This window comes from Streptomyces sp. NPDC037290 (genome assembly GCF_055603245.1).
Genome location: NZ_JBVJVZ010000009.1, coordinates 125,055 through 150,014, shown reverse-complemented (window position 1 = coordinate 150,014; position 24,960 = coordinate 125,055). Strand labels below are relative to the sequence as shown.

The window sequence follows — 24,960 nt, the reverse complement described above, 5'->3', positions numbered from 1 at the left end:
CGGGAACCGGTACGCTGGTCACATGTCCGAACCGACCGGTGCCGCCCGCAGGCGCGGGCCCTTCAAGGTCGGGGACCAGGTACAGCTGACCGACCCCAAGGGCCGCCACTACACGTTCACGCTCGAAGCCGGGAAGAACTTCCACACCCACAAGGGTTCCTTCCCGCACGACGAACTGATCGGCGCTCCCGAGGGCAGCGTTGTCCGCACCACCGGCAACGTCGCCTACCTCGCGCTGCGCCCCCTGCTCCCCGACTACGTCCTGTCCATGCCCCGAGGGGCAGCCGTCGTCTACCCGAAGGACGCGGGGCAGATCCTCGCCTTCGCCGACATCTTCCCCGGCGCACGCGTCGTCGAGGCCGGCGTCGGCTCCGGCTCGCTCAGCAGCTTCCTGCTGCGCGCCATCGGCGACCAGGGCATGCTGCACTCCTACGAGCGCCGCGAGGACTTCGCCGAGATCGCCCAGCAGAACGTGGAGCGCTACTTCGGCGGCCCGCACCCCGCCTGGCAGCTCACCGTCGGCGATCTCCAGGACAACCTGTCCGACACCGACGTCGACCGCGTCATCCTCGACATGCTCGCCCCCTGGGAATGCCTGGAGGCCGTCTCCAAGGCACTCGTCCCCGGCGGCATCCTGTGCTGCTACGTGGCCACCACCACCCAGCTCGCCCGGACCGTGGAGTCCATCCGGGAGATCGGCTGCTTCAACGAGCCGACCGCCTGGGAGACGATGATCCGCAACTGGCACATCGAGGGCCTGGCCGTCCGCCCCGACCACCGCATGATCGGCCACACCGGCTTCCTGCTCACCGCCCGCCGCCTCGCCGACGGAGTCGAGCCGCCCATGCGCCGCCGCCGCCCCGCCAAGGGCGCCTACGGCGAGGACTACGCCGGACCCAACGCCGACGGCGGCGCCGGCCGCTGACCCACCCGCCACCGAGCACACCGCGCTGAGCACCACGCACAGAGCACAACACAAGGGCGCCGTGCCCGAGTTTCCCCGCACACACGGGAACTCGGCCACGGCGCTCGCGCGTTGACACCACACCAGGACTCCCCGCGCGCCCACGGCTCCCACACCCGCACCCCACGCGGGCTCCCCGCCTGCGGGAATCCCGGACCCCGCCGTTCCCCCGCACTGTGACGTGTGGCACCATGCTGGCCACCCACCCCACCGGCACAGCCCTCACAGGAGACACTCCTAGTGCAGCAATCCGCCGTTCCGGAGCTCGCCCACGCCCAGACCCGGCCCATCCACTGGGTCGCCACCGCCACAGCCGTCGCCGGCGTCGTGGCCCTCTCCTCCGTCGTACAGCCCGGATCGGCCACGGCCGCCCAGTCCACCACCGGCACACACGCCAAGTCCGCCCCCGCCGCCGTCGCACCACCCGGCACCACCGGCGTGGACTTCCCGCTCCAGTGCGGACCCGTCAAAGCGGTGGTCGCCAAGAAGGCCGCCGGAGACCTGGACGGCGACGGAAAACCGGAGACCGTCGCGGTCGTGCACTGCGACTCCGCCATGGGCACCCCGCCCGACGCCGTCTACGTCCTCACCCGCTCCAGCGACAGCGGCACACCACGCGTCGTCGCCACCCTCGTCGACCCCAAGGACCGGCTCACCGTCACCGGCTTCTCCGTGCACGCGCGGACCGTCGGCGCCACCCTGCTCGGCTACTCCTCCGACGCCGTCCCCAACTGCTGCCCCGACCTGAAGACCCCGGTCACATGGCAGTGGAACGGCAGCGCGTTCGTCCGCTCCACCCCCGCCGACGCCCACAGCGTCTGACACCGGGCCCGGCCGGACTCACTCCGCGTCGGGCCCGTACACCTCGACCCTGTCCGAAACCCGGCGCACATGAATGCACTCACCGGGGCACTCCCTCGCCGAATCCACCACATCCGTGAGCAACGGCAACGGCACCGGCACCGTCGCCCCCACGGCCTGCAGCAGCTCCTCGTCCGCGCCCTTCACATAGGCCAGCCCGTCGATGTCCAGCTCGAACACCTCAGGGGCGTACTGGGCGCAGATCCCGTCGCCGGTACACAGATCCTGATCGATCCAGACCTCCAGCGCCTCCCCGCCCGGGGCCTCCTGCTGCACGGTCACCTCTCCTGCCGTCGGTACGCCGGGCGGAAGCCGGCACCCGAGGGGCCAGCCGGGTCCGCACCAGCGGCTGTTGAACACCCTCGACCCTACCCCCGCCCGCATTCCACCCACGCTCCACCGCCACGGGTTTCCCCCCTGGCACCATCGGGTAGCAGCGCCGGACCACAACAACGGTGCCACCGCCCCGGCACCAACCACTTCCAGCCGGGCCGACCGTGACACCGCCCGCCCGGCCCGTCGCTCTGCGTGATGAACGCGCGAGCGCCCCGAGTGCTGCCCACTCACCGGACCACCGGCCCGACCGGACAACTCCGGCCAGTACGGAAGGGTTTTGACCACGCAATGCCTGGAACAAGCTGCTTCCACATCACGTTGAGTGGGTATCCCCTCCGTGCGAGGGAGAGCGCACCGGGTGACCGACGACACACCTTGACAGTCTTGGTGATCTAGGGGTTTCAATCGACACCCACCCAGGTAGGGTCTGGAAGCGTCCAGCTCCCCTTGGAGGAGGTGAGGACCGTGGCAGCCCACGACGACGACATGAACCGCGGCATCCGCCCGGGACGAGGGTCCGACGACCCGGCCGGGCAGATCGCTTACCTTGAGCAGGAGATCGCCGTCCTGCGACGCAAGCTCGCCGACTCTCCGCGACACACGAGGATTCTCGAAGAGCGGATCGTCGAGCTGCAGACCAACCTGGCCGGCGTGTCCGCCCAGAACGAACGGCTGGCCAACACCCTCCGCGAGGCCCGCGACCAGATCGTGGCCCTCAAGGAAGAGGTCGACCGGCTCGCCCAGCCGCCGGCCGGCTTCGGCTGCTTCCTGCAGGCCAACGAGGACGGCACCGCCGACATCTTCACCGGCGGCCGCAAACTGCGGGTGAACGTCAGCCCCAGCGTCGACCTCGACGACCTGCGGCGCGGCCAGGAAGTCATGCTCAACGAAGCGCTCAACGTGGTCGAGGCCATGGAGTTCGAGAGCGTCGGCGACATCGTCACCCTCAAGGAAATCCTCGAGGACGGCGAACGCGCCCTCGTACTGGGGCACACCGACGAGGAACGGGTGGTACGGCTCGCCGAGCCGCTGCTGGACGTCACCATCCGCCCCGGCGACGCCCTGCTGCTCGAACCCCGCTCCGGCTACGTCTACGAGGTCGTCCCCAAGAGCGAGGTCGAAGAACTCGTCCTCGAAGAGGTCCCCGACATCGGTTACGAGCAGATCGGCGGCCTCGGCAACCAGATCGAAGCCATCCGCGACGCGGTCGAGCTGCCCTACCTCTACCCCGACCTGTTCAGAGAGCACGAGCTGCGCCCGCCCAAGGGCGTCCTGCTCTACGGCCCCCCCGGCTGCGGAAAGACACTCATCGCCAAGGCCGTCGCGAACTCACTCGCCAAGAAGGTCGCCGAGGTGACCGGCCAGGCCGCCGGCAAGAGCTTCTTCCTCAACATCAAGGGCCCCGAGCTCCTCAACAAGTACGTCGGCGAGACCGAGCGGCAGATCCGCCTCGTCTTCCAGCGTGCCCGTGAGAAGGCCAGCGAGGGCACCCCCGTCATCGTCTTCTTCGACGAGATGGAGTCCCTCTTCCGCACCCGCGGCTCCGGCGTCAGCTCCGACGTGGAGAACACCATCGTCCCGCAGCTGCTCGCCGAGATCGACGGCGTCGAAGGCCTGCAGAACGTGGTCGTCATCGGCGCCTCCAACCGCGAGGACATGATCGACCCCGCCATCCTGCGCCCCGGCCGGCTCGACGTGAAGATCAAGATCGAGCGTCCCGACGCCGAGGCCGCCAAGGACATCTTCGGCAAGTACCTCACCGAACGCCTCCCGCTGCACGCCGACGACCTCGGCGAACACGGCGGCGACAAGGCCACCACCGTCCAGAGCATGATCCAGACGGCCGTCGAACAGATGTACGCCGAATCCGAGGAGAACCGCTTCCTGGAAGTCACCTACGCCAACGGCGACAAGGAAGTCCTCTACTTCAAGGACTTCAACTCCGGCGCCATGATCGAGAACATCGTCGGACGCGCCAAGAAGATGGCGATCAAGGACTTCCTCGAAAAGAGCCAGAAGGGCCTCCGCGTCTCCCACCTCCTCCAGGCCTGCGTGGACGAGTTCAAGGAGAACGAAGACCTGCCCAACACCACCAACCCCGACGACTGGGCCCGCATCTCCGGAAAGAAGGGCGAACGGATCGTCTACATCCGTACCCTCATCACAGGAAAGCAGGGCGCGGACACCGGACGCTCCATCGACACGGTGGCGAACACCGGTCAGTACCTGTAACGAGCAGGGCGGCTGCGGGTGCCCTCACCGGGTACCCGCAGCCCTTGCGTTTTTCAGGCCACGACCGGAGCAGGCAATGACGCAAATGATCTCCCCACCAGCGCAAAGGCGTTCTAGGCTCGTTCCTACCGCCGAGTCGCGCAGTGCGGGGACGGGCACCGCACACGCACCGGAGCGCCAGCGGTACGTGAGCGGCGCCCACGACCGAGGGTGCCGCCGGGCAAGGAGGGCCGCATGACCGTACGGCGAGTAATGGGCATCGAGACGGAGTACGGCATCTCCGTCCCCGGCCACCCCAACGCCAATGCCATGCTCACCTCATCCCAGATCGTCAACGCCTACGCGGCGGCGATGCACCGGGCCCGCCGGGCCCGCTGGGACTTCGAGGAGGAGAACCCGCTACGGGACGCGCGAGGCTTCGACCTCGCCCGGGAGGCCGCCGACGCCAGCCAGCTCACCGACGAGGACATCGGCCTCGCCAACGTGATCCTCACCAACGGCGCACGGCTCTACGTCGACCACGCCCACCCCGAATACAGCGCCCCCGAAGTCACCAACCCCCGCGACGCCGTCCTCTGGGACAAGGCCGGCGAACGGATCATGGCCGAAGCCGCCGAACGAGCCGCCCAGCTCCCCGGCGCCCAGCCCATCCACCTCTACAAGAACAACACCGACAACAAGGGCGCCAGCTACGGCACGCACGAGAACTACCTGATGAAGCGGGAAACCCCCTTCTCGGACATCGTGCGGCACCTCACCCCCTTCTTCGTCTCCCGCCAGGTCTTCGCCGGCGCCGGCCGCGTCGGCATCGGCCAGGACGGCCACGAACACGGCTTCCAGCTCAGCCAGCGCGCCGACTACTTCGAAGTCGAGGTCGGCCTGGAGACCACGCTCAAACGCCCCATCATCAACACCCGGGACGAACCCCACGCCGACGCCGAGAAGTACCGCCGCCTCCACGTGATCATCGGCGACGCGAACCTCTCGGAGATCTCGACGTACCTCAAGCTCGGCACCACTGCCCTGGTGCTGTCCATGATCGAGGACGGCTTCATCGCGGTGGACCTGGCGGTCGACCAGCCCGTGCGGACCCTGCACCAGGTCTCCCACGACCCCTCACTCAAGCGCCTCGTCACCCTCCGCAGCGGCCGCACGCTCACCGCCGTCCAGCTCCAGATGGAGTACTACGAACTGGCACGGAAGTACGTCGAGGAACGCTACGGGGCGGACGCCGACGACCAGACCAAGGACGTCCTCTCCCGCTGGGAGGACACCCTCGGCAGGCTGGAGAACGACCCCATGAGCCTCGCCGGCGAACTGGACTGGGTCGCCAAACGCGAACTGATGGAGGGCTACCGGCGCCGCGACAGCCTCGACTGGGACGCCGCCCGCCTCCACCTCGTCGACCTCCAGTACGCCGACGTACGCGCCGAGAAAGGCCTCTACAACCGCCTCGCGGCCCGCGGCCGCATCAAGCGCCTGCTGGGCGAGTCCGAGGTCGACAGGGCCCGCACGAAGCCGCCGGAGGACACACGCGCGTACTTCCGCGGCCGCTGCCTGGAGCAGTACGCCGACGACGTGGCGGCGGCGAGCTGGGACTCGGTCATCTTCGACCTCCCCGGCCGGGACTCGCTCCAGCGCGTCCCAACCCTGGAACCGCTACGCGGAACGCGAAATCACGTCAAGGAGCTGTTGGACCGCTGCCGCACGGCGGAAGACCTGGTCAGGGTCCTGTCGGGCGGCTGAGCGCGATCAACGGCGGGATCAGCGGGTACTCGTACCGCCCCGGGCGGGCAGGGTGGAAATCCTCCCGCCCGGGAATCATCGAGGTGGCCCCCGCACGTTGTGGAAACTGCGGGGCCGATGTCGGACCCGGCTTGTAGGGTCTGATCATCACCGATCGGCAGGCGAACTGAGCGGGGTGAGGGTTATGGCGACCAAGGACACCGGCGGCGGCCAGCAGAAGGCGACGCGGTCCACCGAAGAGGTCGAGGAGCAGGCGCAGGACGCGCAGGCTTCGGAGGACCTCAAGGAACGGCACGAGAAGTTGTCGGACGACGTGGACTCGGTCCTGGACGAAATCGATGACGTACTCGAGGAGAACGCCGAGGATTTCGTGAGGTCCTTCGTGCAAAAAGGTGGGGAGTAAAGGAAAATCGGTCGCACTGCCTTCGAAGTGAAGGTGGCGGGGGAGTCGGGTGGCAGAAGAACCGAACGCGAAGGAGTGCGGGAAATGCGGGCGGGAGCTGCCTATTGCCGCCTTCGCGCGCGACAGGAATCGACGTGACGGCCTCCAGGTGTACTGCCGGGATTGCGTGGCGGAGTACAGCGCCGCGCACTACCGGCGCCGCCGGGAGGCCGTCGGGAAGCCGGTCCGGGAGAAGGTCGATGTCCCGGTCGGGCACAAGCTGTGCCGGATGTGCGGCGAGGTCAAGCCGCACAGCGAATGGCACCGGAACTCGACCGCTCGGACGGGCTCGCAACGCGCTGCAAGGCGTGCCGCGCAGCCGAGGGGGAGCGCATCACCTGAAACGCAACTACGGCCTCACCGAAGCCGAGCGTGACGCGATGATCGCTTCTCAGCGGGGCCTGTGCGCGATCTGCCTGCAAGCCCCGCCCGTGCATGTGGATCACTGCCACAAGACGGGTAGGGTCCGAGGCGTACTGTGCTTCAACTGCAACTCGGCCATCGGCAAGTTGGGTGACAACCCGGACGCCGTGCGCCGGGCCGCTGCCTATCTGGAAGGAAACTCGTGGAAGCCAATACTCGTGGCACCGGGCGTCTACCAGCTGCCTTCCTGACGCCTGGGTCCTCCTCCTTCATGGACTTCCTGTCCGAGCACCAGCCCGAGCTGCTGCCCGGCAACCGGCAGCTGCCGCCCACACAGGGGGTGATCGAGGCGCCGCACGGCACGACCATCGTCGCCGTGACCTTCCCCGGCGGCGTGGTGCTCGCCGGTGACCGCCGGGCCACGATGGGCAACGTCATCGCTCAGCGGGACATCGAGAAGGTGTTCCCGGCGGACGAGTACTCCGCCGTCGGTATCGCCGGCACCGCCGGTCTCGCCGTGGAGATGGTGAAGCTCTTCCAGCTGGAGCTGGAGCACTTCGAGAAGGTCGAGGGTGCGCAGCTGTCGCTGGAGGGCAAGGCGAACCGGCTGTCGACCATGATCCGGTCGAACCTGGGCATGGCCATGCAGGGGCTGGCCGTGGTGCCGCTCTTCGCCGGCTATGACGTCGACCGCGAGAGGGGCCGCATCTTCTCCTACGACGTCACGGGTGGCCGCAGCGAGGAGCACAACTTCGCGGCGACGGGTTCCGGCTCGATCTTCGCGCGTGGTGCGATGAAGAAGCTGTTCCGTGGCGACCTGACCGAGGAGCAGGCGACCACCCTGGTGGTGCAGGCCCTCTATGACGCGGCTGACGACGACTCGGCGACCGGTGGTCCCGATGTCGCCCGCCGGATCTACCCGATCATCACCGTGATCACCGAGGACGGTTTCCGTCGGCTCACGGAGGACGAGTCCTCCGAGCTTGCGCGGGCGGTGCTGCAGCGGCGCCTGGAGGAGCCCGACGGCCCCAAGGCCGCCCTGCTCTGAGCGCGGGCCCCGGTTCTTATCAAGGTGATCCAGTGACCATGACAGAAAGGGACGGATAACCGGTGTCGACGCCGTTCTATGTCTCACCTCAGCAGGCCATGGCCGACCGGGCGGAGTACGCCCGGAAGGGCATCGCCCGTGGCCGCAGTCTGGTGGTCATGCAGTATGCCGACGGCATCGTGTTCGTCGGTGAGAACCCGTCCCGGGCGCTGCACAAGTTCAGCGAGATCTACGACCGGATCGGTTTCGCGGCCGCCGGTAAGTACAACGAGTACGAGAACCTGCGGATCGGCGGTGTGCGCTATGCCGATCTGCGTGGCTACACCTACGACCGGGACGACGTGACGGCGCGTGGTCTCGCCAACGTCTACGCCCAGACGCTCGGCACGATCTTCTCCTCGGCGGCCGAGAAGCCGTACGAGGTGGAGCTGGTCGTGGCGGAGGTGGGGGAGACACCGGAGGGTGACCAGATCTATCGGCTGCCGCATGACGGTTCGATCGTGGACGAGCACGGTTCGGTCGCGGTGGGCGGTAACGCGGAGCAGATCAGCAGCTTCCTGGATCAGCGTCACCGTGACGGTATGAGCCTCGCGGAGGCGCTGAAGCTGGCGGTGCAGGCGTTGTCCCGTGACACGAACGGCAGCGAGCGGGAGATTCCCGCGGAGCGTCTGGAGGTCGCGGTGCTGGATCGTACGCGTCCGCAGAAGCGGAAGTTCAGGCGCATCGTGGGCCGTCAGTTGTCGCGTCTGCTGGCGGCGGACGGTGCGGGGACTGGGGCGGAGAGTGCCGAGGAGGACAGCTCCGAGGAGGAGTGACGCGTCTCGCCTGCCTGTCGTGTGTGCCCCGGCCGTTGTTCCGGCCGGGGCGCACGGCGTTCCGGCGGGGTGGCCCAGGGCCTGTCTAGGTGGCGCGTGGTGGGGCCGTGGAGCCGCGGACGACGAGGTGGACCGGGATGTCCCCGCTTTCGGGTTCCCGGTCGTCCAGGACGGCGAGGAGGGCTCGCATGCCGCGTTCGCCGAAGAGCTCGGCGTCGAGTCGTACCGTCGTCAGTTCGGGGTCGATGGCGGTGGCGAGGCCGAGGTCGTCGACGCCGGTGACGGACACGTCGTCGGGTACGCGCAGGCCGAGGCGGCGCAGGGCCTTGTAGGCGCCGGCGGCGAGTTTGTCGTCGTCGCAGACGATGGCGGTGGGCCGGAGTCCCGGGGCGGTGAGTGCGGTCTCGGTGGCGGCCAGGGCGCCTTCGATGGAGATCGGGGCCCGGGCCGTACGCATCTGTGTGCCCGGTGTGGCGGCCATGCACTGCGCCAGTTCGCGTGCGCGGATCTCGAAGGTCCAGGAGGGGACGTCGGCGGCCAGGTGCAGGATGTGGCGGTGGCCGAGGCCGAGCAGGTGTCGGGCGACCTGGCGGATGCCGTCGGTGATGTCGAGGTTGACGGTGGCGGCGCCGAGGTTGCCTGTGGGGTCGCTGTCGAGCATGACGAGGGGGAGCTGGTCGCCGCGGATGGCGGTGAGGGCGTCGGCGGCCATGGAGGAGGCGATGACGCCGTCGAGGGCGGCCTGTGCGGAGGCGAAGGGGTCGCGGGCGGGGCCGATGCCTTCGGGAGAGGGGTAGAGGACGACGCCGAAGCCGTTTTCGGCGGCGACGCGTGCGGCGCCGGTGTAGACGCCGGCGAAGAACTCCGTGGTGAGGGCGGGGACAACGAGCAGGACGGTCCGGGTGTGGCCGAGGCGGAGGTTGCGGGCGGCGAGGTTGGGCCGGTAGCCGAGGTCGCGTGCGGCTTCGCGGACGCGTTCGGCGGTGGTCGCGGAGACGCGGCCGCGCCATTTGTCGCCGAGGACGAGGGAGACCGCGGCCTGGGAGACCCCGGCTGCCTGGGCGACGTCCCGGCTGGTCGGGCGCGTGCTGCTGCGTGCCACTGTGGGGCTGACCCTTCGTCTGGACGTCCGAACAGCGCACATGGTACGTATGAGGAGGGACGTTATACGTAAAACCTGAGGCTGGAGGGCCGCACATGGCCACGGGATATCTGGAGATACTCCGGGCGCGGTACGCGCTGCGGCTGCTCACCGGCACGCTGGTGGGCCGGCTGCCCAACGCGACCGCCGCGATTGCCCTGGTGCTCTTCGTCCGGGCCGAGGGTGGCACGTACAGCCTCGCGGGTGCTCTCGCGGCCGTGTACGGCGTGGCCAACGCCGTCGGCCAGCCGGTGCTGGGGCGGCTGGTCGACCTGTACGGCCAGCCGCGGGTGCAGTTGCCCGCGGCCGTTCTCGCGGCGGCTTCGATGACGCTCTTCGCGTTTTCCGGCACCGATCCGCTGCCGCTCGCGTACGCCGCGGTGGCGGCGGCCGGTCTGTTCACTCCGCCGCTGGAAGGGGGGCTGCGGGCGCTGTGGCCGTCGGTGCTGCGCCGCGAGGAGCAGGTGCACACGGCGTACGCGATGGACGCGATCGCGCAGGAGGTCATGTTCACCGTCGGGCCGCTGCTGGTCACGTTGTGCGTGTCCGTGTGGGACGAGCGTGCCGCCCTGCTGGTGCTCAATCTGCTCGGGGTGCTGGGGGCCCTGTCGGTGGTGGTGTCGCCGCCTTCGCGCGCGTGGCGGTCGGCTCCGCGTGAGGCGCACTGGCTGGGTGCCCTGCGTTCGCCGGGTCTGCTGGTGCTGCTCGGTGCGTTCCTGTTCATCGGCATCGCGCTGGGTTCGATCACGGTCGCGTCGGTGTCGTACGCGGACGGTCACGGTGGGGACGCGGTCTACGGCTGGATGATGGCGGGGCTCGGTCTGGGTGCGCTGGCCGGTGGCACGGTGTACGGGGCTCGTCGGTGGGCCGGGGTGCCCGAGCGGCGACTGCGGGTGCTGGTGGCGCTTCTGGCGGTGTGTTATCTGCCGTTGACGATGACGCCGGGTGCGGTGGCGATGGTGTTGCTGGCGGTGGTCTCGGGGGTGTTCCTGGCGCCGTGTATCGCCTGTGCGTTCATCATCGTGGACCGGCATGCGCCGAGCGGGACGGTCACCGAGGCTTTCTCCTGGCTTGTGACGACGTTCACGGTGGGTGCCTCGGTGGGGACGGGGGTGGCGGGGCCCGTGGTCCAGGCCGGTGGCACGGTGTGGGGTTTCGCGGTTCCGGGTGCGGCGGGGGCGGTGTCGCTGCTGGTGCTGCTCGCCACCGGGCGGGTCCTCGCAGCTCCCGCGCGGGGCGGGGTCGTTGCGTCTTCATCGGAAAATGATCCAAATCGTGCTGTCGAACCCCGTTTCAGCTCAGGGGATCGGGCGTAATGTTCAGTCATGGACCGCCGCATTTTCGGGCTGGAGAACGAGTACGGCGTCACGTGCACGTTCAGGGGACAGCGGCGCCTGTCTCCTGACGAGGTGGCGCGGTACCTCTTCCGCCGTGTCGTGTCATGGGGCCGCAGCAGCAATGTCTTTCTGCGAAACGGCGCCCGGCTCTATCTCGACGTGGGCTCACATCCGGAATACGCGACACCCGAATGTGACAACGTGATCGAACTGGTCACCCACGACAAGGCCGGCGAGCGCATTCTCGAGGGACTCCTGGTGGACGCGGAGCGACGCCTGCACGAGGAGGGAATCGCGGGCGACGTCTACCTGTTCAAGAACAACACCGACTCGGCGGGCAACTCCTACGGCTGCCACGAGAACTATCTGGTGGCCCGGCACGGGGAGTTCTCCCGGCTCGCGGACATCCTCATCCCCTTCCTGGTGACGCGGCAGCTGCTGTGCGGGGCGGGGAAGGTGCTGCAGACGCCGCGTGGCGCGGTGTACTGCGTCAGCCAGCGCGCGGAGCACATCTGGGAGGGTGTGTCGTCGGCGACGACCCGCTCGAGGCCCATCATCAACACCCGTGACGAGCCGCACGCGGACGCGGAGCGTTACCGCCGGCTGCACGTCATCGTCGGTGACTCGAACATGTCCGAGACGACGATGCTGCTCAAGGTCGGTGCCACGGACCTGGTGCTGCGCATGATCGAGGCCGGCACGGTGATGCGTGACCTGACCCTGGAGAACCCGATCCGGGCGATCCGTGAGGTCAGCCATGACATCACCGGCCGCCGCAAGGTGCGTCTCGCCAGCGGGCGGGAGGCGTCGGCCCTGGAAGTGCAGCGCGAGTACTTCGACAAGGCCGTGGACTTCTGCGACCGTCGCGGTATCCGCACGGGCACGGTCGCGCAGGTGCTGGAGCTGTGGGGCCGCACGCTGGACGCGATCGAGGCGGAGGAACTCGACCGGATCGCCACCGAGATCGACTGGGTGATGAAGTACAAGCTCATCGAGCGGTACCGGGCCAAGAACAACATGACCATGTCGCATCCGCGGGTCGCGCAGATAGACCTCGCCTACCACGACATCCACCGCCGTCGTGGCCTGTACTACCTGCTGGAGAAGAAGGGTCAGGCGGCCCGGGTCTGCAACGACTTGAAGATCTTCGAGGGCAAGTCGGTTCCGCCGCAGACCACTCGTGCGCGGCTGCGCGGTGACTTCATCCGGCGGGCACAGGAACAGCGCAGGGACTTCACGGTCGACTGGGTGCATCTGAAGCTCAACGACCAGGCGCAGCGCACGGTGTTGTGCAAGGACCCGTTCCGTTCTGTGGACGACCGGGTGGAGAAGCTGATCGCCGGAATGTAGGGGAAAGCGGGTGAGTCAAGCGTTTCGGGTGTGAAGTGCCGGAACGCCACACGGGCGTCGTACGTTTCCCGTACGGCGCCCTTCTCACGCCGTAGAGTTGCGCGCACGCCATCACAGGATCGACCGATTACGAGGCTCTTCCGTGCGCCGACGCTCCCTCCTCCTTGCCGCCGTACCCGCAGGACTGGTCACTGTCGCCGGTTGTGGTGACGGCAAGTCCGCCTCCAGCAAGCCGAGTGCCTCGCCGTCGCCGTCGGTGTCCGCGCCGCCTCCGCCGAAGATCGTGGAGGGGCCGCTGCCGGCGATCACGGCGGGCACGAAGTTCGGTGAGAAGCCGACCGTGGCCAAGGGGGCGGGTGAGCCGTCGAAGAACCTGGCGGTGAAGACGCTGATCGCGGGCAGTGGTCGTACGATCGCGGAGAACGACTTCGTCCAGGCGAACTACCTGGGTCAGATCTGGGACACCGGCAAGGTCTTCGACAACTCCTACGACAAGAAGCGGCCGCTGGTGCTGCAGTTGGCCCAGGGCAGCGTCATCGACGGCTGGCGGTATGCGCTGGCGGGCAGGAAGGTCGGCAGCCGTGTCGCGATCGCGGTGCCGCCCACCTGGGGCTACGGCAAGTCGGGTGACTCGCGGGCGGGCATCAAGGGCACGGACACGCTGGTGTTCGTCATCGATGTGATCGATTCGTTCAACTCGAAGAGTTCGGTCAAGGGCAAGCCGGTCGCGCAGAGCGACGCCGCGCTGCCCAAGGTGGCCACCAACACGGACGGCAACGTGCCCACCGTGACCGTTCCGAAGACGGCCCCGCCGAAGAAGCTGGTCTCGACCTATGTCCTGGAGGGTGACGGCCCGGAGCTGAGGGCGGACCAGGCGGTGCTGTGCCAGTTCCAGGGGCTGGTGTGGGACGGCGGCAAGACGTTCCAGCGGACGTACGGTTCGGGCCGGCTCGCCGAGTTCTCGCTGGAGCAGATGCAGCAGGCGGTCAAGGGTCTGGCGCAGGGGCTGACCGGGAAGAAGGTCGGCAGCCGGGTGCTGGTCGTGGTGCCGCCGGAGCTGGGCTACGGCAACACCCCGCCGAGCGGTGGTGTGGTCAAGAAGGGTGCGACGCTGGTGTTCACGGTGGACATCCTCGCGGCGATGTAGCGGGCGGTGTCCGTGGCGGGCGGCGGGCGGCGGGCCTGCGGAGATGAAAGACTGTCCGCGTTTCGTGTCGTACACAAGCAGGAGCTTTTGACGTGAGCATCGAGAAGCCCGAGATCGACTTCCCGGGCGGCCAGCCCCCGGCGGACCTCGAGATCAAGGACATCTGGGAGGGCGACGGGCCGGTGGCGCAGGCGGGCCAGACCGTCACCGTCCACTATGTGGGTGTCTCCTTCAGCACCGGCGAGGAGTTCGACGCCAGCTGGAACCGGGGCGCCCCGTTCCGCTTCCCGCTGGGTGCCGGCCGTGTCATCGCCGGCTGGGACCGGGGTGTGCAGGGCATGAAGGTCGGCGGCCGCCGCCAGCTGACCATCCCCGCCCACCTCGCCTACGGCGACCAGAGCCCGACCCCGGCGATCAAGCCGGGCGAGACGCTGATCTTCGTGGTGGACCTGCTCGGCGTCTGATCCCGGCCGGTCCGCACCGGATCGGGCCGGCCTGGTCCACCTCTCACGGACCGGCCGGGTCCGACCGGATCCGATCACCTGGGGCCCATGCCTGCTCGGGCATGGGCCCTCGGCTTTGCCACCGCACTGCGGAGCGGTACGGTCATCGCTCGTAAGCACCAGAGGAAAGGCGAAGGGCGTCGATGGCCATTGCCAAGGCTGAGCGGCTGATGAACCTCGCGCTGTGTCTGCTCGGCACACGGCGGCCGCTCAGCAAGCGCGAGCTGCGCGATTCCATCGAGGCCTACGTGGAGGCCGCCAGGCCCGAACGGGGCGCGGCCGGCTCCGACGACTCCTTCAACCGGATGTTCGAGCGGGACAAGGACGACCTGCGCGAGCTGGGCCTGGTCATCGAGACCGTCGAGAACCTGGACGGCGAGACCGGCTATCTCGCGCGCCGCGACAGCAACCGCCTGCCGCCCATCACCCTGGACGCCGAGGAGGCCGCGGCGCTCGGCCTGGCCGCGAAGGTGTGGCAGCAGGCCCGGCTCGCCGGTGCCGCCAGCGGAGCCCTGCAGAAGCTGCGCGCCGCGGGACTCCCCGAGGACGTCGACCCCTATGAGGCGCACGGTGCGCTGGAACCCCGGATCCCGGTGCACGAGGCCGCCTTCGAGCCCCTGATGCTGGCCTGCCGGGACCGCCGCCCGGTCGTCTTCGACTACCGCAAGGCCTCCGCCGTCCACCCCGAACCCCGGCATGTGGAGCCGTGGGCGCTGGAGTGCTGGCGCGGCCACTGGTACCTGGCCGGATTCGACCGGGACCGGGGCGCCGAGCGGGTCTTCCGGCTGTCCCGGATCACCGGCCGGGTGCGCTCGCGCGGTACGGGCTTCACCGCTCCGGTGCCCGACGTCGTCACGGTGCGCGAGACCGTGGCGAGCTGGGCGGGCGAGATCGCCGACGGTACGGCCCTGATCCGGCTGCGCTCCGGAGCCGGTTACCCCCTTCGGGCGAAGGCCACCCAGGTCCGGGAACTCGGCGACGGCTGGGACGAGTTGGAGATTCCGTATGGGCACGGCCTGGACGCCTGGCTGGTGGAGTTCGGGCCGGACGTGGTGGTCCTGGAGCCGGCCGAGCTGCGCGCGGACGTGGTGGACCGGCTGCGTGCCGTGGCCAAGGGCTGAGAGGGGGAGCAGGACTGTGGCAGGAAAACCGGTCAGGCCCGTGAACGCCATCGACCAGACCCGGCGGATGCTCTCCCTGGTGACCTATCTCAGGGAGCGTCCCGGCGCGCGGATCGCGGACGTGGCGCGCGCCTTCGGCATCACCGAGGACGAGCTGGTCGCCGACCTCGATCTGCTGCCGATGTGCGGCACCAGCTTCCGCGGCGGCGATCTGCTGGACATCGACACCGACGGCGAGCGCATCTGGTGGCACAATCCGGCCGCGCTCGGCGAGGAGGCGGCCGAGCCGCTGCGGCTCGCCGCCGACGAGGCCACGGCCCTGCTGGTGGCCGCCCGCGCGGTGGCGACCCTGCCGGGCCTGCGCGAGGGCGACCGGCAGGCACTGCTGCGGGCCACCGCCAAGGTGGAGGCCGCCGCGGGTGAGGCCGCCGGCGCCAGCGCGCGGCTGTCGGTGACCTTCGAGTCCGAGGGCGGCGTCTTCGCCGACGTGGACCGGGCGATCTCCGAGCGCCGCCGGCTGTGGATCCGCTACTACTCCCCGGCCCGTGACGAGGTCACCGAGCGGGAGATCGATCCCATCCGCCTGGTCAGCGTCGGTCACACCTATGTGGAGGCCTGGTGCCGCCGCTCCGAGGCCCGGCGTACCTTCCGGCTCGACCGGGTCGCGGAGATCAGGATCCTGGACGAGCCGTCCGCACCGCCCGAGATAGAGCTGCGGGACCTCTCCGAGGCCCTGGTGCAGCCGGCCGCCGAGGACCCTGAGGTCGTCGTGGAGGTCGGCCCGGGCGGTCGCTGGGTGGCCGAGTACTACCCCCACGACAGCGCCGATGAGCTTCCCGAGGGCGGGCTGCGTATCACTCTGCGCACCCCCGATCCGGCCTCTCTGCGCCGGCTGGCGCTGCGGCTCGGCCGCGACGGCCGGATCGTCTCCCCGCCGGAGCTGGCCGACAGCGCCCGCAGGGCGGCCCGGGAGGCCCTGGCGGCGTATGACGTGGCGCAGCCGGCCGGCTCCGGGCAGTGAGGCCGTGCCCAGGGGGCGCGGGGCTGCGTCCGGCTGCGCCGTGAGACGCGGGACGGCAGACCGTGTGGCACTTCCAGCGGCGCCTTGGCGAACGACAGGAGAGGGAGCGAGGCCTGTGAGCGAGCGTGCGGGTGAGATGACGGTGGCGGCCGCCTTCGCCGGGATGAGAAGAGTGGCCCCCGTGGTGTTCAAGGCGGGCTGCCCGGACTGCCGGGGCCGCTTCGAGCTCGCCGCGAGCGCGCTGCGCCTCGCCATCGGCGCCACCAGCCGGACGACGTTCTACTCCTTCACCTGCCCCGACTGCGGCGCCGCCGTTCGCAAGCCCGCCGGGGAACGCATCGTCGCGCTGCTCACCGGCGGCGGGGTCAGCACGCTCCGGCTGCACTCCACCGTCTAGGCTCGACGTCATGTTCTGGCCGATGTTCGCGGTAGCGCTGGGTTTCCTGGGTCTCGCAGTGCTGGGGGTGCTCGCCGTCCGGGTCTTTGTGCAGGCGCGGCGCCTCGGCCAGCAGGTCACGGACTCGGCGCGCCGGATCAACAGGGCGGCGGAGGACCTGGAGCGGGCGGCCGTCAGCGCGGCCGGGGCCGTGGACGCCCGGTGAGAGCAGGCGGACGCCTGTGAGCCCCGCGACGCACGCGCTTTGTGGCACTTCGCCCTGTCACGCCGACCATTGCGCCAGGTACGCTGCTTGTCGCGGTGTGGAGAACGAGGCCCGCACCGTGGACCGGGAGTACGCACGGGGATTGCCTCACGTTTACCCCTGAGCGTTACGATCGCTGGCAGCACGACCATCGGACACATGTCCGACTGGTCGGACAGCATCCCACCCCAGCCGCCTCGGTGAGAAGGTAAAGACTTATGTTCGGAAGGCTCGGAGCCCCCGAGATCATTCTCATCCTCGTCGTCATCGTCCTGCTGTTCGGCGCGAAGAAGCTTCCGGACATGGCCCGCTCGCTCGGCAAGTCCGCGCGGATCCTCAAGAGCGAGGCCAAGGCGATGAAGGAGGAGTCCAACGCCTCCGCCCAGGCGCCCGCCTCCAACGAGCAGCCTCCGGCCCAGCGCACCATCCAGGCGGCCCCCGGCGACGTGACCAGCTCGCGCCCGGTCAACGAGCCGACGGACACCACCCAGCGCTGACGCGGGCCCGGAAGTTCCCGGCCCGCCGCACGAGATGAGGACGTGGGTTGCTCAAGTCTGCCCGCAAGAAGGAGAAGGATCCCGAGGGGCGGATGCCTCTTGCGGATCACCTTCGTGAGCTCCGCAACCGGCTCGCCAAGGCGCTGCTGGCCATCGTCGTCGTGACGATCGTCGCCGCCTTCTTCTACAACGACATCATCAACTTCCTGACCAAGCCGATCCTCGACTCGGTCGGTTGCGCAGAGACCTTCGAACAACTGGCGAAGTCCTCGGGCAAGCACCAGTGTGCGGAGATCACCATCAACGGGCTCCTCGCCCCGTTCACGCTGGCCCTGCAGGTCTCGCTGATGGCGGGCGTCGTGACCGCGTCGCCGATCTGGCTCTACCAGCTGTGGGCGTTCGTCGCGCCGGGCCTGCACCGGCACGAGAAGAAGTACGCCTACGCCTTCGTCTTCACCGGCGCCCCGCTGTTCTTCGCGGGCGCCTTCTTCGCGTACAAGGTGCTGCCGACCACCGCGAAGGTGCTGATCGACTTCACGCCGAACGGCAACATCAAGAACCTGCTGCCACTGGACGACCTGCTCCAGCTGGTCACGCGCATGGTGATCGTCTTCGGTCTCTCCTTCGAGCTGCCGCTGCTGCTGATCATGCTCAATCTCACCGGGGTACTGAGCGGCCAGCGCATGCTCGGCTGGTGGCGCGGGATGATCCTCGGCATCACGGTCTTCGCGGCCGTGGCCACGCCGAGCACCGACCCGCTGTCCATGCTGGCCCTCGCCGGGCCGATCTGGGTGCTGTACTTCGGCGCGGTGCTGTTCTCGCTGGCGAACGACAAGCGCAAGCGCCGCCGCGAGGCGGAGGGTCCCGACGACGACGAGGCCTCCGAGCTTGACCTCACCCCCGAGGACATCGGCGATATCGAGCCCGTCCCCGCGAGCCGGGCCCTGCCCGAGCAGGCGAGCCCGGACCGGGTCAACGGCTACGACGACGTGACCTGAGCCGGTCTCGTCCCCAGCGCACACGATGCCCCCGCCCGGCTGGGCGGGGGCATCGGCGTGTGCCGGTCCGTCCTGGTCGATCAGCCCACGTTCCGGATAATGATCGTCCTGTTGTCAGTGGGGCCCGGTACGCTCGAAAGCACGATGACAGAGGACCTCTCACCGGCCGAGCGGTACGCGGCAGCCCGCAGGCGGGCAGCCGAGCAGGCCACCGCGCTCGCGTCCTTCCGCGAGATGTACGACTTCGGCCTCGACCCCTTCCAGATCGAGGCCTGCCAGGCACTCGAGGCGGGGAAGGGCGTACTGGTGGCCGCCCCCACCGGCTCGGGCAAGACGATCGTGGGCGAGTTCGCCGTCCACCTCGCCCTCGAACAGGGCAAGAAGTGTTTCTACACGACACCCATCAAGGCGCTGTCCAACCAGAAGTACGCCGACCTGTGCCGCCGCTACGGCACCCAGAAGGTCGGCCTGCTGACCGGCGACAACAGCGTGAACTCCGAGGCTCCGGTGGTCGTGATGACCACCGAGGTCCTGCGGAACATGCTCTATGCCGGCTCTCAGACCCTCCTCGGCCTCGGCTACGTGGTCATGGACGAGGTGCACTACCTCTCCGACCGCTTCCGCGGCGCCGTCTGGGAAGAGGTGATCATCCACCTGCCCGAGTCGGTGACCCTGGTGTCGCTGTCGGCGACCGTGTCCAACGCCGAGGAGTTCGGTGACTGGCTCGACACCGTCCGCGGCGACACCGAGGTGATCGTCTCCGAGCACCGGCCCGTGCCGCTGTTCCAGCACGTGCTCGCGGGGCGGAGGATGTACGACCTGTTCGAGGAGGGCGAGGGCCACAAGAAGGCCGTCAACCCCGACCTCACCCGCCTGGCCCGGATGGAGGCGACGAGACCGTCGTACCAGGACCGCAGGCGCGGCCGGGCGATGCGCGAGGCCGACCGGGAGCGCGAGCGCAGACAGCGTTCGCGGGTGTGGACTCCGGGCCGGCCCGAGGTCATCGAGCGCCTGGACTCCGAGGGCCTGCTGCCGGCCATCACCTTCATCTTCAGCCGCGCCGCCTGCGAGGCCGCCGTCCAGCAGTGCCTGTACGCGGGCCTGAGGCTCAACGACGAGGAGGCGCGGGACCGGGTCCGCGCCCTCGTCGAGGAGCGCACGGCCCACATCGCGACCGAGGACCTGCACGTCCTCGGCTACTACGAATGGCTGGAGGGCCTGGAGCGGGGCATCGCCGCCCACCACGCGGGCATGCTGCCGACCTTCAAGGAGGTCGTCGAGGAACTGTTCGTACGCGGCCTGGTCAAGGCGGTGTTCGCGACCGAGACCCTCGCCCTCGGCATCAACATGCCCGCCCGCTCGGTGGTGTTGGAGAAGCTCGTCAAGTGGAACGGCGAGCAGCACGCCGACATCACGCCGGGCGAGTACACCCAGTTGACGGGCCGTGCGGGACGCCGGGGCATCGACATCGAGGGCCACGCCGTCGTGCTGTGGCAGCGCGGGATGAGCCCCGAGCACCTCGCCGGTCTCGCGGGCACCCGCACGTACCCGCTGCGCTCCAGCTTCAAGCCGTCGTACAACATGGCGGTCAACCTGGTCGAGCAGTTCGGCCGGCACCGCTCGCGGGAGCTGCTGGAGACCTCCTTCGCGCAGTTCCAGGCCGACAAGTCGGTCGTCGGGATCTCCCGCCAGGTCCAGCGCAACGAGGAGGGCCTGTCCGGCTACAAGGCCTCCATGACGTGCCACCTCGGCGACTTCGAGGAGTACGCGCGGCTGCGCCGCGAGCTGAAGGACCGGGAGACCGAACTGGCCCGGCAGGGCGCGAACCAGCGGCGCGCCGAGGCCGCCGTCGCCCTGGAGAAGCTCAAGCCGGGCGACGTCATCCACGTGCCCACCGGCAAGTACGCCGGTCTGGCGCTGGTACTCGATCCCGGTCTGCCCGCCGGCCGTTCCAACGGCCACCGCGGCTTCGACCACCACGACGGCCCGCGCCCGCTGGTGCTGACCGCCGAGCGGCAGGTCAAGCGGCTGGCGTCGATGGACTTCCCGGTGCCGGTCGAACCGCTGGACCGGATGCGGATCCCGAAGTCCTTCAACCCGCGCTCGCCGCAGTCCCGCCGCGACCTCGCCTCCGCGCTGCGCACCAAAGCCGGGCACATCCCTCCGGAGCGGGCCCGCAAGAAGCGCTCGCAGGCCGCCGACGACCGCGAGATCGCCCGGCTGCGGACCGCGATCCGGGCGCACCCCTGCCACGGTTGCGACGACCGTGAGGACCACGCCCGTTGGGCCGAGCGCTACCACCGGCTGCTCAGGGACACCTCGCAGCTGGAGCGCCGCATCGAGGGCCGTACGAACACCATCGCGCGCACCTTCGACCGGATCGTGGCCCTGCTGACCGAGCTGGACTATCTGCGCGCCGACGAGGTCACCGAGCACGGCAAGCGCCTCGCCCGGCTCTACGGCGAACTCGACCTGCTGGCCAGCGAGTGCCTGCGCGAGCGGGTCTGGGAGGGACTCAGCCCGGCCGAACTCGCCGCGTGCGTATCGGCGTTGGTGTACGAGGCACGCGTCGGCGACGACGCGATGGCACCCAAGCTGCCCTCGGGCAAGGCGAAGGCCGCGCTCGGTGAGATGGTCCGGATCTGGGGCCGGCTCGACGGCCTGGAGGAGGATTTCCGGATCAACCAGACCGAGGGCGTCGGACAGCGGGAACCGGATCTCGGCTTCGCCTGGGCCGCCTACATGTGGGCCTCCGGCACGGCGCTCGACGAGGTGCTGCGCGAGGCGGACATGCCCGCGGGGGACTTCGTGCGGTGGTGCAAGCAGGTCATCGACGTGCTGGGCCAGATCTCCGCGGCGGCTCCCGCGGAGGGCTCGACCGTGGCCAAGGCCGCGCGCAAGGCCGTGGACCAGTTGCTGCGGGGTGTGGTCGCCTACTCGTCGGTGGGGTGACCTGCACCTGCCGGGTGCCGGAGGGGGGCCGTTTTCGGCCCCCCCTTTCACTTATTACGGTGAGTCACTTTCGTATGCCCGTACATCGTGACCGAACGTGTTCGAATGGCAGCCCAGCGTGTAAATAAGCCGAGAGTACTCCTGCTGTCGGGGTGATTTCAGGTGCTTGCCGAATATGACACGGCGATGATCCGGTCGGACTAAGCTCGCCCGCGGCGCACCGAGTTGAGGCAATTCGTGCGCTTGTTCCCAAACGTGCGACAGATCCCGACAGTTCCATGAACCTTCCCCCCAAAAGCTCCCCCGACACCCAGCCGATTCGTCTCAGAAGGCATCCATGGTGAGTGTTCAGAAGCCTCCCGGCGGCCGTGAACGTCCCTATGCGCGCGTGCTGTTGCCGCCCGCCATATTGATGGCCGCCGCGACCGGCGCCGCCGTCGCCCTGGCGCCCGCCTCGGCCCGGATCGCCGTCGGCGTGCTCGGGGCACTGGCCCTGCTGCTGGTCCTCGCCACGGGCGCGGAGGCCGCCCGCCGAGGGCGCAGGCTGCGCGAGCATCAGGCCGAGTACGCCCGTCACACCGCGTATCTGGAGCACCGGCTCGCCGCCCATGACCAGCTGATCGCGCGCTTCGCCACCGACGTCATCCCGTACGGCCTGCAGCTGCTGCGCGCCGGACTGCCGCTGCGCGACGTGCTGGTCCAGGCCTACGACGCGGACCCCGAACTGCGCGTCCTGCCCGAGATCTACCGCGAGATGTTCCGTGTCGCGCTGCGCGGCGCCGACCACGAGATCAACATGCGCGACGCCACCGAGCGCTCCTTCGTGAGCATCGCCCGCCGTGTCCAGGCCATCGTCCACCAGCAGTCCAACGAACTGCGGGAGATGGAGGAGGACCACGGCCGCAATCCCGAGGTCTTCGACGACCTGCTGCGCATCGACCACGGCACCTCGCTGATCGGCCGCCTCGCCGACACCATCGCCGTCCTCGGCGGCGGCCGCCCCGGCCGCCAGTGGCCCCTGCCGGTCTCCCTCTACAGCACCCTGCGCGGCGCCATGTCGCGCATCCTCGAGTACCGCCGTATCGAGCTGAACTCGATCGTCAACATCAACATCAAGGGCACCGCGGTCGAGCCGGTCATCCACGCCGCCGCCGAACTCCTCGACAACGCCACCCGCTACTCGCCGCCCTCGACCAAGGTGCACGTCACCGCCGCCGAGGTGCAGGCCGGCATCGCCATCGAGATCGAGGACGCGGGTGTCAGCCTCAGCGAGGAGTCCCGCGCCCGCATCGAGCAGATGATCGAGGACGCCAAGAACGGCGACGACGCCCACAACCTGGGCGAGAACCCGCGTCTGGGCCTCGCCGTCGTCGGCCGGCTGTGCAAGTTCTTCGACATGGAGGTCTCGCTGCGCGCCTCCGCCTACGGCGGCGTCCGCGCGATCCTCATCGTGCCGCGCGTCATGACCACCACCGAACCCGGTGTCGGGGCCGCCCACGGCATCGGCGCCACCGGCGCGCCCGTGCCCGCGCTCGGCGCCGTGGAGGGTCCCAAGCGCCCGCCGAAGAGGCGCCGTCCCACCAGCCCGAAGATCCCCGCCGGGATCACCATGGAGGACGACGTACCCGAGGTCACCGAGTGGACGGCGGGCGGACTGCCACAGCGCCGCAGCCGGATGAAGACCCCGCTGAGCCAGCGCCTCGCCGAAGCGGCGGAGGTCGAGCGGGCCGAGCGCGAGGGCAGGCCCACCATCTGGTCGCAGACCAGGTCCGAACCGAAGCGCGAGCCCGAGCTGGACCCCGAGATCAAGAAGCTCAGGGAGCGGCCGATCGGCCAGGGCATCGAGGACTTCTGGAACGGCCTGCGCAAGGGCATGCCCGAGGACGCCACCGGGCCCGAACTGACCGACTTCACGCGGCACCCGGAAAAGTACGTACACCTACTCCACGACTACGCGGACGAGCCCGTCGAGGGCGCCCCCGAGGCCGACGACGAGAGGGACCTCACGTGATCCAGCAGCGAGGCAACATCGACTGGATGCTCAAGCAGCTCAATGACGGCGTGCCGGGCATCGAGATGATCGTGGTCCTCTCCGCAGACGGACTGCGCATCGCCCGCTACGGCGGCGACCCCGACGCCGCCGACCGGGTGGCCGCCGCCTGCGCGGGCGTGCAGAGCCTCGCCGGCGCCATCATCAAGGAGCTCCCCGGCGCCGGTGACATGAAGGTCGTCGTCTTCGAGATCGAGGGCGGCTACTTCTACCTGATGAACGCCGGCGACAACGCCTACCTCGCCGTACTCGCCGACGTGACCTGCGAACCGGGCCGGATGAGCGGCATGATGCGCGACCTCGTCGTACGGATCGGCGCCCACCTCACCAGTCCGCCCCGGCGGAACGGGCAGACCGTATGACTCCTCCACGACGCAAACGGCGTGAGCCGAAGCCCCCACCGCCTCCCAAGCCGCCCGCACCCCCACCGGAGGACGGCGAGGCCGAGCCCAAGAACCCCGAGCGGCTGTACACCGTCGCCGGATCCGAGGACGGCGCACGCGCCGAACTCGACCTGGTGACCTTGATCGTGGCGCGCGACGCGCCCCAGCCGGCCGCCTCCCCGGAGCAGGCCGCCGTCCTGCGGCTCTGTGCCAACCCCCTGTCCGTGGCCGAGCTGTCGGCCTACCTGAACCTGCCGTTCAGCGCGATGACCGTCCTGATCACCGAGCTGATCACGGCCGAACTGGTGCAGGTGCGCGCCCCGGTCGTCCGTCGGGCCGTACCCGACCGTTCACTCCTCGAAGCGGTGATGCATGGACTTCAACGGCTCTGACACCATCCCCGGCCCACGCACCGAGGACCATCTGCCGCACACGGCCCAGGCCGCGGTGAAGATCGTGATCGTGGGCGGCTTCGGTGTCGGCAAGACCACCATGGTCGGCTCCGTCAGCGACATCAGACCGCTGACCACCGAAGAGACCATGACCCAGGCCGGTATCGGCGTGGACGACAACTACGGCTCCGAATCCAAGACCGCCACCACCGTGGCCATGGACTTCGGCCGCATCAGCATCACCGACAAGCTGGTGCTCTACCTCTTCGGCACCCCCGGCCAGGAGCGCTTCTGGTTCCTGTGGAACGGCCTGTTCGAGGGCGCCCTCGGCGCGGTGGTCCTCGTCGACACCCGTCGTCTGGAGGTCAGCTTCGACGTCATGGGCCGGCTGGAGGAACGCGGCGTGCCCTTCGTCGTCGCCGTCAACACCTTCCCCGACGCGCCCCGCTACCCGATCGAGGAACTGCGCACCGCGCTCGACCTGACCCCGGAGATCCCGATCATCGAGTGCGACGTACGCCGCCGGGCCTCCAGCAAGGACGTCCTGATGACCCTGACGCGCTTCCTGCACTCGATCGCCCTGACCGGCGCCCTCACCTGACCCGCAGCCGACCGACCCC

General features: G+C 69.3%; 24 protein-coding genes and 1 pseudogene. 23 read left to right on the top strand and 2 right to left on the bottom strand.

Features of this window, described 5'->3' with window-relative positions; all coding sequences use genetic code 11:
• Positions 1 to 22 precede the first annotated feature (22 nt).
• Both ACZ7HQ_RS28660 and ACZ7HQ_RS28655 read left to right on the top strand, forming a co-directional pair.
• Positions 23 to 925 carry a tRNA (adenine-N1)-methyltransferase gene (locus ACZ7HQ_RS28660; RefSeq protein ID WP_351549202.1) on the top strand — a complete coding sequence of 301 codons (903 nt, stop codon included), beginning with the start codon at positions 23 to 25 and terminating at the stop codon, positions 923 to 925.
• A gap of 279 nt (positions 926 to 1,204) precedes the next feature.
• Positions 1,205 to 1,786, top strand: a complete 582-nt coding sequence (locus ACZ7HQ_RS28655) for a hypothetical protein (protein ID WP_470995701.1) — start codon at positions 1,205 to 1,207, stop codon at positions 1,784 to 1,786.
• 18 nt (positions 1,787 to 1,804) lie between these two features.
• On the opposite strand, the gene ACZ7HQ_RS28650 is transcribed toward ACZ7HQ_RS28655, so the two are convergent.
• Entirely contained in the window at positions 1,805 to 2,107 is a 303-nt protein-coding gene (locus tag ACZ7HQ_RS28650) for a ferredoxin (RefSeq protein WP_470995698.1), read from the bottom strand.
• 519 nt (positions 2,108 to 2,626) lie between these two features.
• Here ACZ7HQ_RS28650 and arc point away from each other — a divergent pair.
• The 6 genes and pseudogenes from arc (at position 2,627) to prcA (ending at position 8,807) form a co-directional block, all read left to right on the top strand.
• Complete coding sequence (arc, locus tag ACZ7HQ_RS28645) at positions 2,627 to 4,393, top strand: proteasome ATPase (protein ID WP_470995696.1); 1,767 nt, start codon at positions 2,627 to 2,629, stop codon at positions 4,391 to 4,393.
• Positions 4,394 to 4,627: 234 nt separating this feature from the next.
• Entirely contained in the window at positions 4,628 to 6,139 is a 1,512-nt protein-coding gene (gene dop, locus ACZ7HQ_RS28640) for a depupylase/deamidase Dop (RefSeq protein ID WP_470995693.1), read from the top strand.
• 184 nt (positions 6,140 to 6,323) lie between these two features.
• Positions 6,324 to 6,542: a ubiquitin-like protein Pup gene (locus ACZ7HQ_RS28635; RefSeq protein ID WP_020939002.1), complete on the top strand. Its 219-nt coding sequence runs from the start codon at positions 6,324 to 6,326 to the stop codon at positions 6,540 to 6,542.
• Between the two features lie 49 nt (positions 6,543 to 6,591).
• Positions 6,592 to 7,195 (top strand): annotated as a pseudogene (locus tag ACZ7HQ_RS28630) (endonuclease VII domain-containing protein).
• Entirely contained in the window at positions 7,147 to 7,992 is an 846-nt protein-coding gene (gene prcB, locus ACZ7HQ_RS28625) for a proteasome subunit beta (RefSeq protein ID WP_470995690.1), read from the top strand. Before ACZ7HQ_RS28630 ends, prcB begins: the two are co-directional and overlap by 49 nt.
• A gap of 62 nt (positions 7,993 to 8,054) precedes the next feature.
• Complete coding sequence (prcA, locus tag ACZ7HQ_RS28620; RefSeq protein WP_470995686.1) at positions 8,055 to 8,807, top strand: proteasome subunit alpha; 753 nt, start codon at positions 8,055 to 8,057, stop codon at positions 8,805 to 8,807.
• Between the two features lie 85 nt (positions 8,808 to 8,892).
• Here prcA and ACZ7HQ_RS28615 read toward each other — a convergent pair whose 3' ends face one another.
• Positions 8,893 to 9,909: a LacI family DNA-binding transcriptional regulator gene (locus ACZ7HQ_RS28615; RefSeq protein WP_470995683.1), complete on the bottom strand. Its 1,017-nt coding sequence runs from the start codon at positions 9,907 to 9,909 to the stop codon at positions 8,893 to 8,895.
• 95 nt (positions 9,910 to 10,004) lie between these two features.
• Between ACZ7HQ_RS28615 and ACZ7HQ_RS28610 the strand changes: the two genes are divergently transcribed.
• From ACZ7HQ_RS28610 to ACZ7HQ_RS28540, 15 genes are all read left to right on the top strand, one after another.
• Entirely contained in the window at positions 10,005 to 11,264 is a 1,260-nt protein-coding gene (locus ACZ7HQ_RS28610) for an MFS transporter (protein WP_470995681.1), read from the top strand.
• A gap of 9 nt (positions 11,265 to 11,273) precedes the next feature.
• Positions 11,274 to 12,635, top strand: coding sequence for a Pup--protein ligase (gene pafA / locus ACZ7HQ_RS28605; protein ID WP_351206618.1), 1,362 nt, complete (start codon positions 11,274 to 11,276; stop codon positions 12,633 to 12,635).
• Between the two features lie 142 nt (positions 12,636 to 12,777).
• Complete coding sequence (locus ACZ7HQ_RS28600; protein ID WP_470995678.1) at positions 12,778 to 13,782, top strand: FKBP-type peptidyl-prolyl cis-trans isomerase; 1,005 nt, start codon at positions 12,778 to 12,780, stop codon at positions 13,780 to 13,782.
• 92 nt (positions 13,783 to 13,874) lie between these two features.
• Positions 13,875 to 14,246: an FKBP-type peptidyl-prolyl cis-trans isomerase gene (locus tag ACZ7HQ_RS28595; protein ID WP_470995675.1), complete on the top strand. Its 372-nt coding sequence runs from the start codon at positions 13,875 to 13,877 to the stop codon at positions 14,244 to 14,246.
• 182 nt (positions 14,247 to 14,428) lie between these two features.
• On the top strand, positions 14,429 to 15,406 hold the full coding sequence (locus tag ACZ7HQ_RS28590; protein ID WP_470995672.1) for a helix-turn-helix transcriptional regulator: 978 nt from the start codon (positions 14,429 to 14,431) through the stop codon (positions 15,404 to 15,406).
• Positions 15,407 to 15,422: 16 nt separating this feature from the next.
• Positions 15,423 to 16,427 (top strand): helix-turn-helix transcriptional regulator, encoded by a 1,005-nt coding sequence (locus tag ACZ7HQ_RS28585; protein WP_470995669.1) that lies wholly within the window; start codon positions 15,423 to 15,425, stop codon positions 16,425 to 16,427.
• 136 nt (positions 16,428 to 16,563) lie between these two features.
• Positions 16,564 to 16,824 (top strand): hypothetical protein, encoded by a 261-nt coding sequence (locus tag ACZ7HQ_RS28580; protein WP_470996171.1) that lies wholly within the window; start codon positions 16,564 to 16,566, stop codon positions 16,822 to 16,824.
• 10 nt (positions 16,825 to 16,834) lie between these two features.
• Positions 16,835 to 17,029: a hypothetical protein gene (locus ACZ7HQ_RS28575; RefSeq protein ID WP_470995666.1), complete on the top strand. Its 195-nt coding sequence runs from the start codon at positions 16,835 to 16,837 to the stop codon at positions 17,027 to 17,029.
• 257 nt (positions 17,030 to 17,286) lie between these two features.
• Positions 17,287 to 17,565, top strand: a complete 279-nt coding sequence (gene tatA, locus ACZ7HQ_RS28570) for a Sec-independent protein translocase subunit TatA (protein ID WP_470995663.1) — start codon at positions 17,287 to 17,289, stop codon at positions 17,563 to 17,565.
• 47 nt (positions 17,566 to 17,612) lie between these two features.
• The gene (gene tatC / locus ACZ7HQ_RS28565) at positions 17,613 to 18,563 is read left to right on the top strand and encodes a twin-arginine translocase subunit TatC (protein ID WP_470995660.1); all 951 of its coding nucleotides are present in this window, start codon (positions 17,613 to 17,615) and stop codon (positions 18,561 to 18,563) included.
• 99 nt (positions 18,564 to 18,662) lie between these two features.
• The gene (locus ACZ7HQ_RS28560) at positions 18,663 to 21,515 is read left to right on the top strand and encodes a DEAD/DEAH box helicase (RefSeq protein ID WP_470995657.1); all 2,853 of its coding nucleotides are present in this window, start codon (positions 18,663 to 18,665) and stop codon (positions 21,513 to 21,515) included.
• Between the two features lie 337 nt (positions 21,516 to 21,852).
• Complete coding sequence (locus tag ACZ7HQ_RS28555; RefSeq protein WP_470995654.1) at positions 21,853 to 23,526, top strand: ATP-binding protein; 1,674 nt, start codon at positions 21,853 to 21,855, stop codon at positions 23,524 to 23,526.
• A complete protein-coding gene (locus tag ACZ7HQ_RS28550; protein WP_470995651.1) occupies positions 23,523 to 23,927 on the top strand; it encodes a roadblock/LC7 domain-containing protein in 405 nt (134 codons plus the stop codon). Before ACZ7HQ_RS28555 ends, ACZ7HQ_RS28550 begins: the two co-directional genes overlap by 4 nt.
• Positions 23,924 to 24,340 (top strand): DUF742 domain-containing protein, encoded by a 417-nt coding sequence (locus tag ACZ7HQ_RS28545; RefSeq protein ID WP_470995648.1) that lies wholly within the window; start codon positions 23,924 to 23,926, stop codon positions 24,338 to 24,340. Before ACZ7HQ_RS28550 ends, ACZ7HQ_RS28545 begins: the two co-directional genes overlap by 4 nt.
• Entirely contained in the window at positions 24,321 to 24,941 is a 621-nt protein-coding gene (locus tag ACZ7HQ_RS28540) for a GTP-binding protein (protein WP_470995646.1), read from the top strand. Before ACZ7HQ_RS28545 ends, ACZ7HQ_RS28540 begins: the two co-directional genes overlap by 20 nt.
• Positions 24,942 to 24,960: the final 19 nt, after the last annotated feature.

Excerpts from the sequence above, each read along its gene's own strand:
- ACZ7HQ_RS28660 (WP_351549202.1), top strand. The coding sequence starts at position 23 with ATGTCCGAACCGACCGGTGCCGCCCGCAGGCGCGGGCCCTTCAAGGTC.
- dop (WP_470995693.1), top strand. The coding sequence starts at position 4,628 with ATGACCGTACGGCGAGTAATGGGCATCGAGACGGAGTACGGCATCTCC.
- ACZ7HQ_RS28635 (WP_020939002.1), top strand. The coding sequence starts at position 6,324 with ATGGCGACCAAGGACACCGGCGGCGGCCAGCAGAAGGCGACGCGGTCC.
- ACZ7HQ_RS28610 (WP_470995681.1), top strand. The coding sequence starts at position 10,005 with ATGGCCACGGGATATCTGGAGATACTCCGGGCGCGGTACGCGCTGCGG.
- pafA (WP_351206618.1), top strand. The coding sequence starts at position 11,274 with ATGGACCGCCGCATTTTCGGGCTGGAGAACGAGTACGGCGTCACGTGC.
- ACZ7HQ_RS28590 (WP_470995672.1), top strand. The coding sequence starts at position 14,429 with ATGGCCATTGCCAAGGCTGAGCGGCTGATGAACCTCGCGCTGTGTCTG.
- ACZ7HQ_RS28580 (WP_470996171.1), top strand. The coding sequence starts at position 16,564 with ATGACGGTGGCGGCCGCCTTCGCCGGGATGAGAAGAGTGGCCCCCGTG.
- ACZ7HQ_RS28575 (WP_470995666.1), top strand. The coding sequence starts at position 16,835 with ATGTTCTGGCCGATGTTCGCGGTAGCGCTGGGTTTCCTGGGTCTCGCA.
- tatA (WP_470995663.1), top strand. The coding sequence starts at position 17,287 with ATGTTCGGAAGGCTCGGAGCCCCCGAGATCATTCTCATCCTCGTCGTC.
- ACZ7HQ_RS28560 (WP_470995657.1), top strand. The coding sequence starts at position 18,663 with ATGATCGTCCTGTTGTCAGTGGGGCCCGGTACGCTCGAAAGCACGATG.
- ACZ7HQ_RS28555 (WP_470995654.1), top strand. The coding sequence starts at position 21,853 with ATGGTGAGTGTTCAGAAGCCTCCCGGCGGCCGTGAACGTCCCTATGCG.
- ACZ7HQ_RS28545 (WP_470995648.1), top strand. The coding sequence starts at position 23,924 with ATGACTCCTCCACGACGCAAACGGCGTGAGCCGAAGCCCCCACCGCCT.
- ACZ7HQ_RS28540 (WP_470995646.1), top strand. The coding sequence starts at position 24,321 with ATGGACTTCAACGGCTCTGACACCATCCCCGGCCCACGCACCGAGGAC.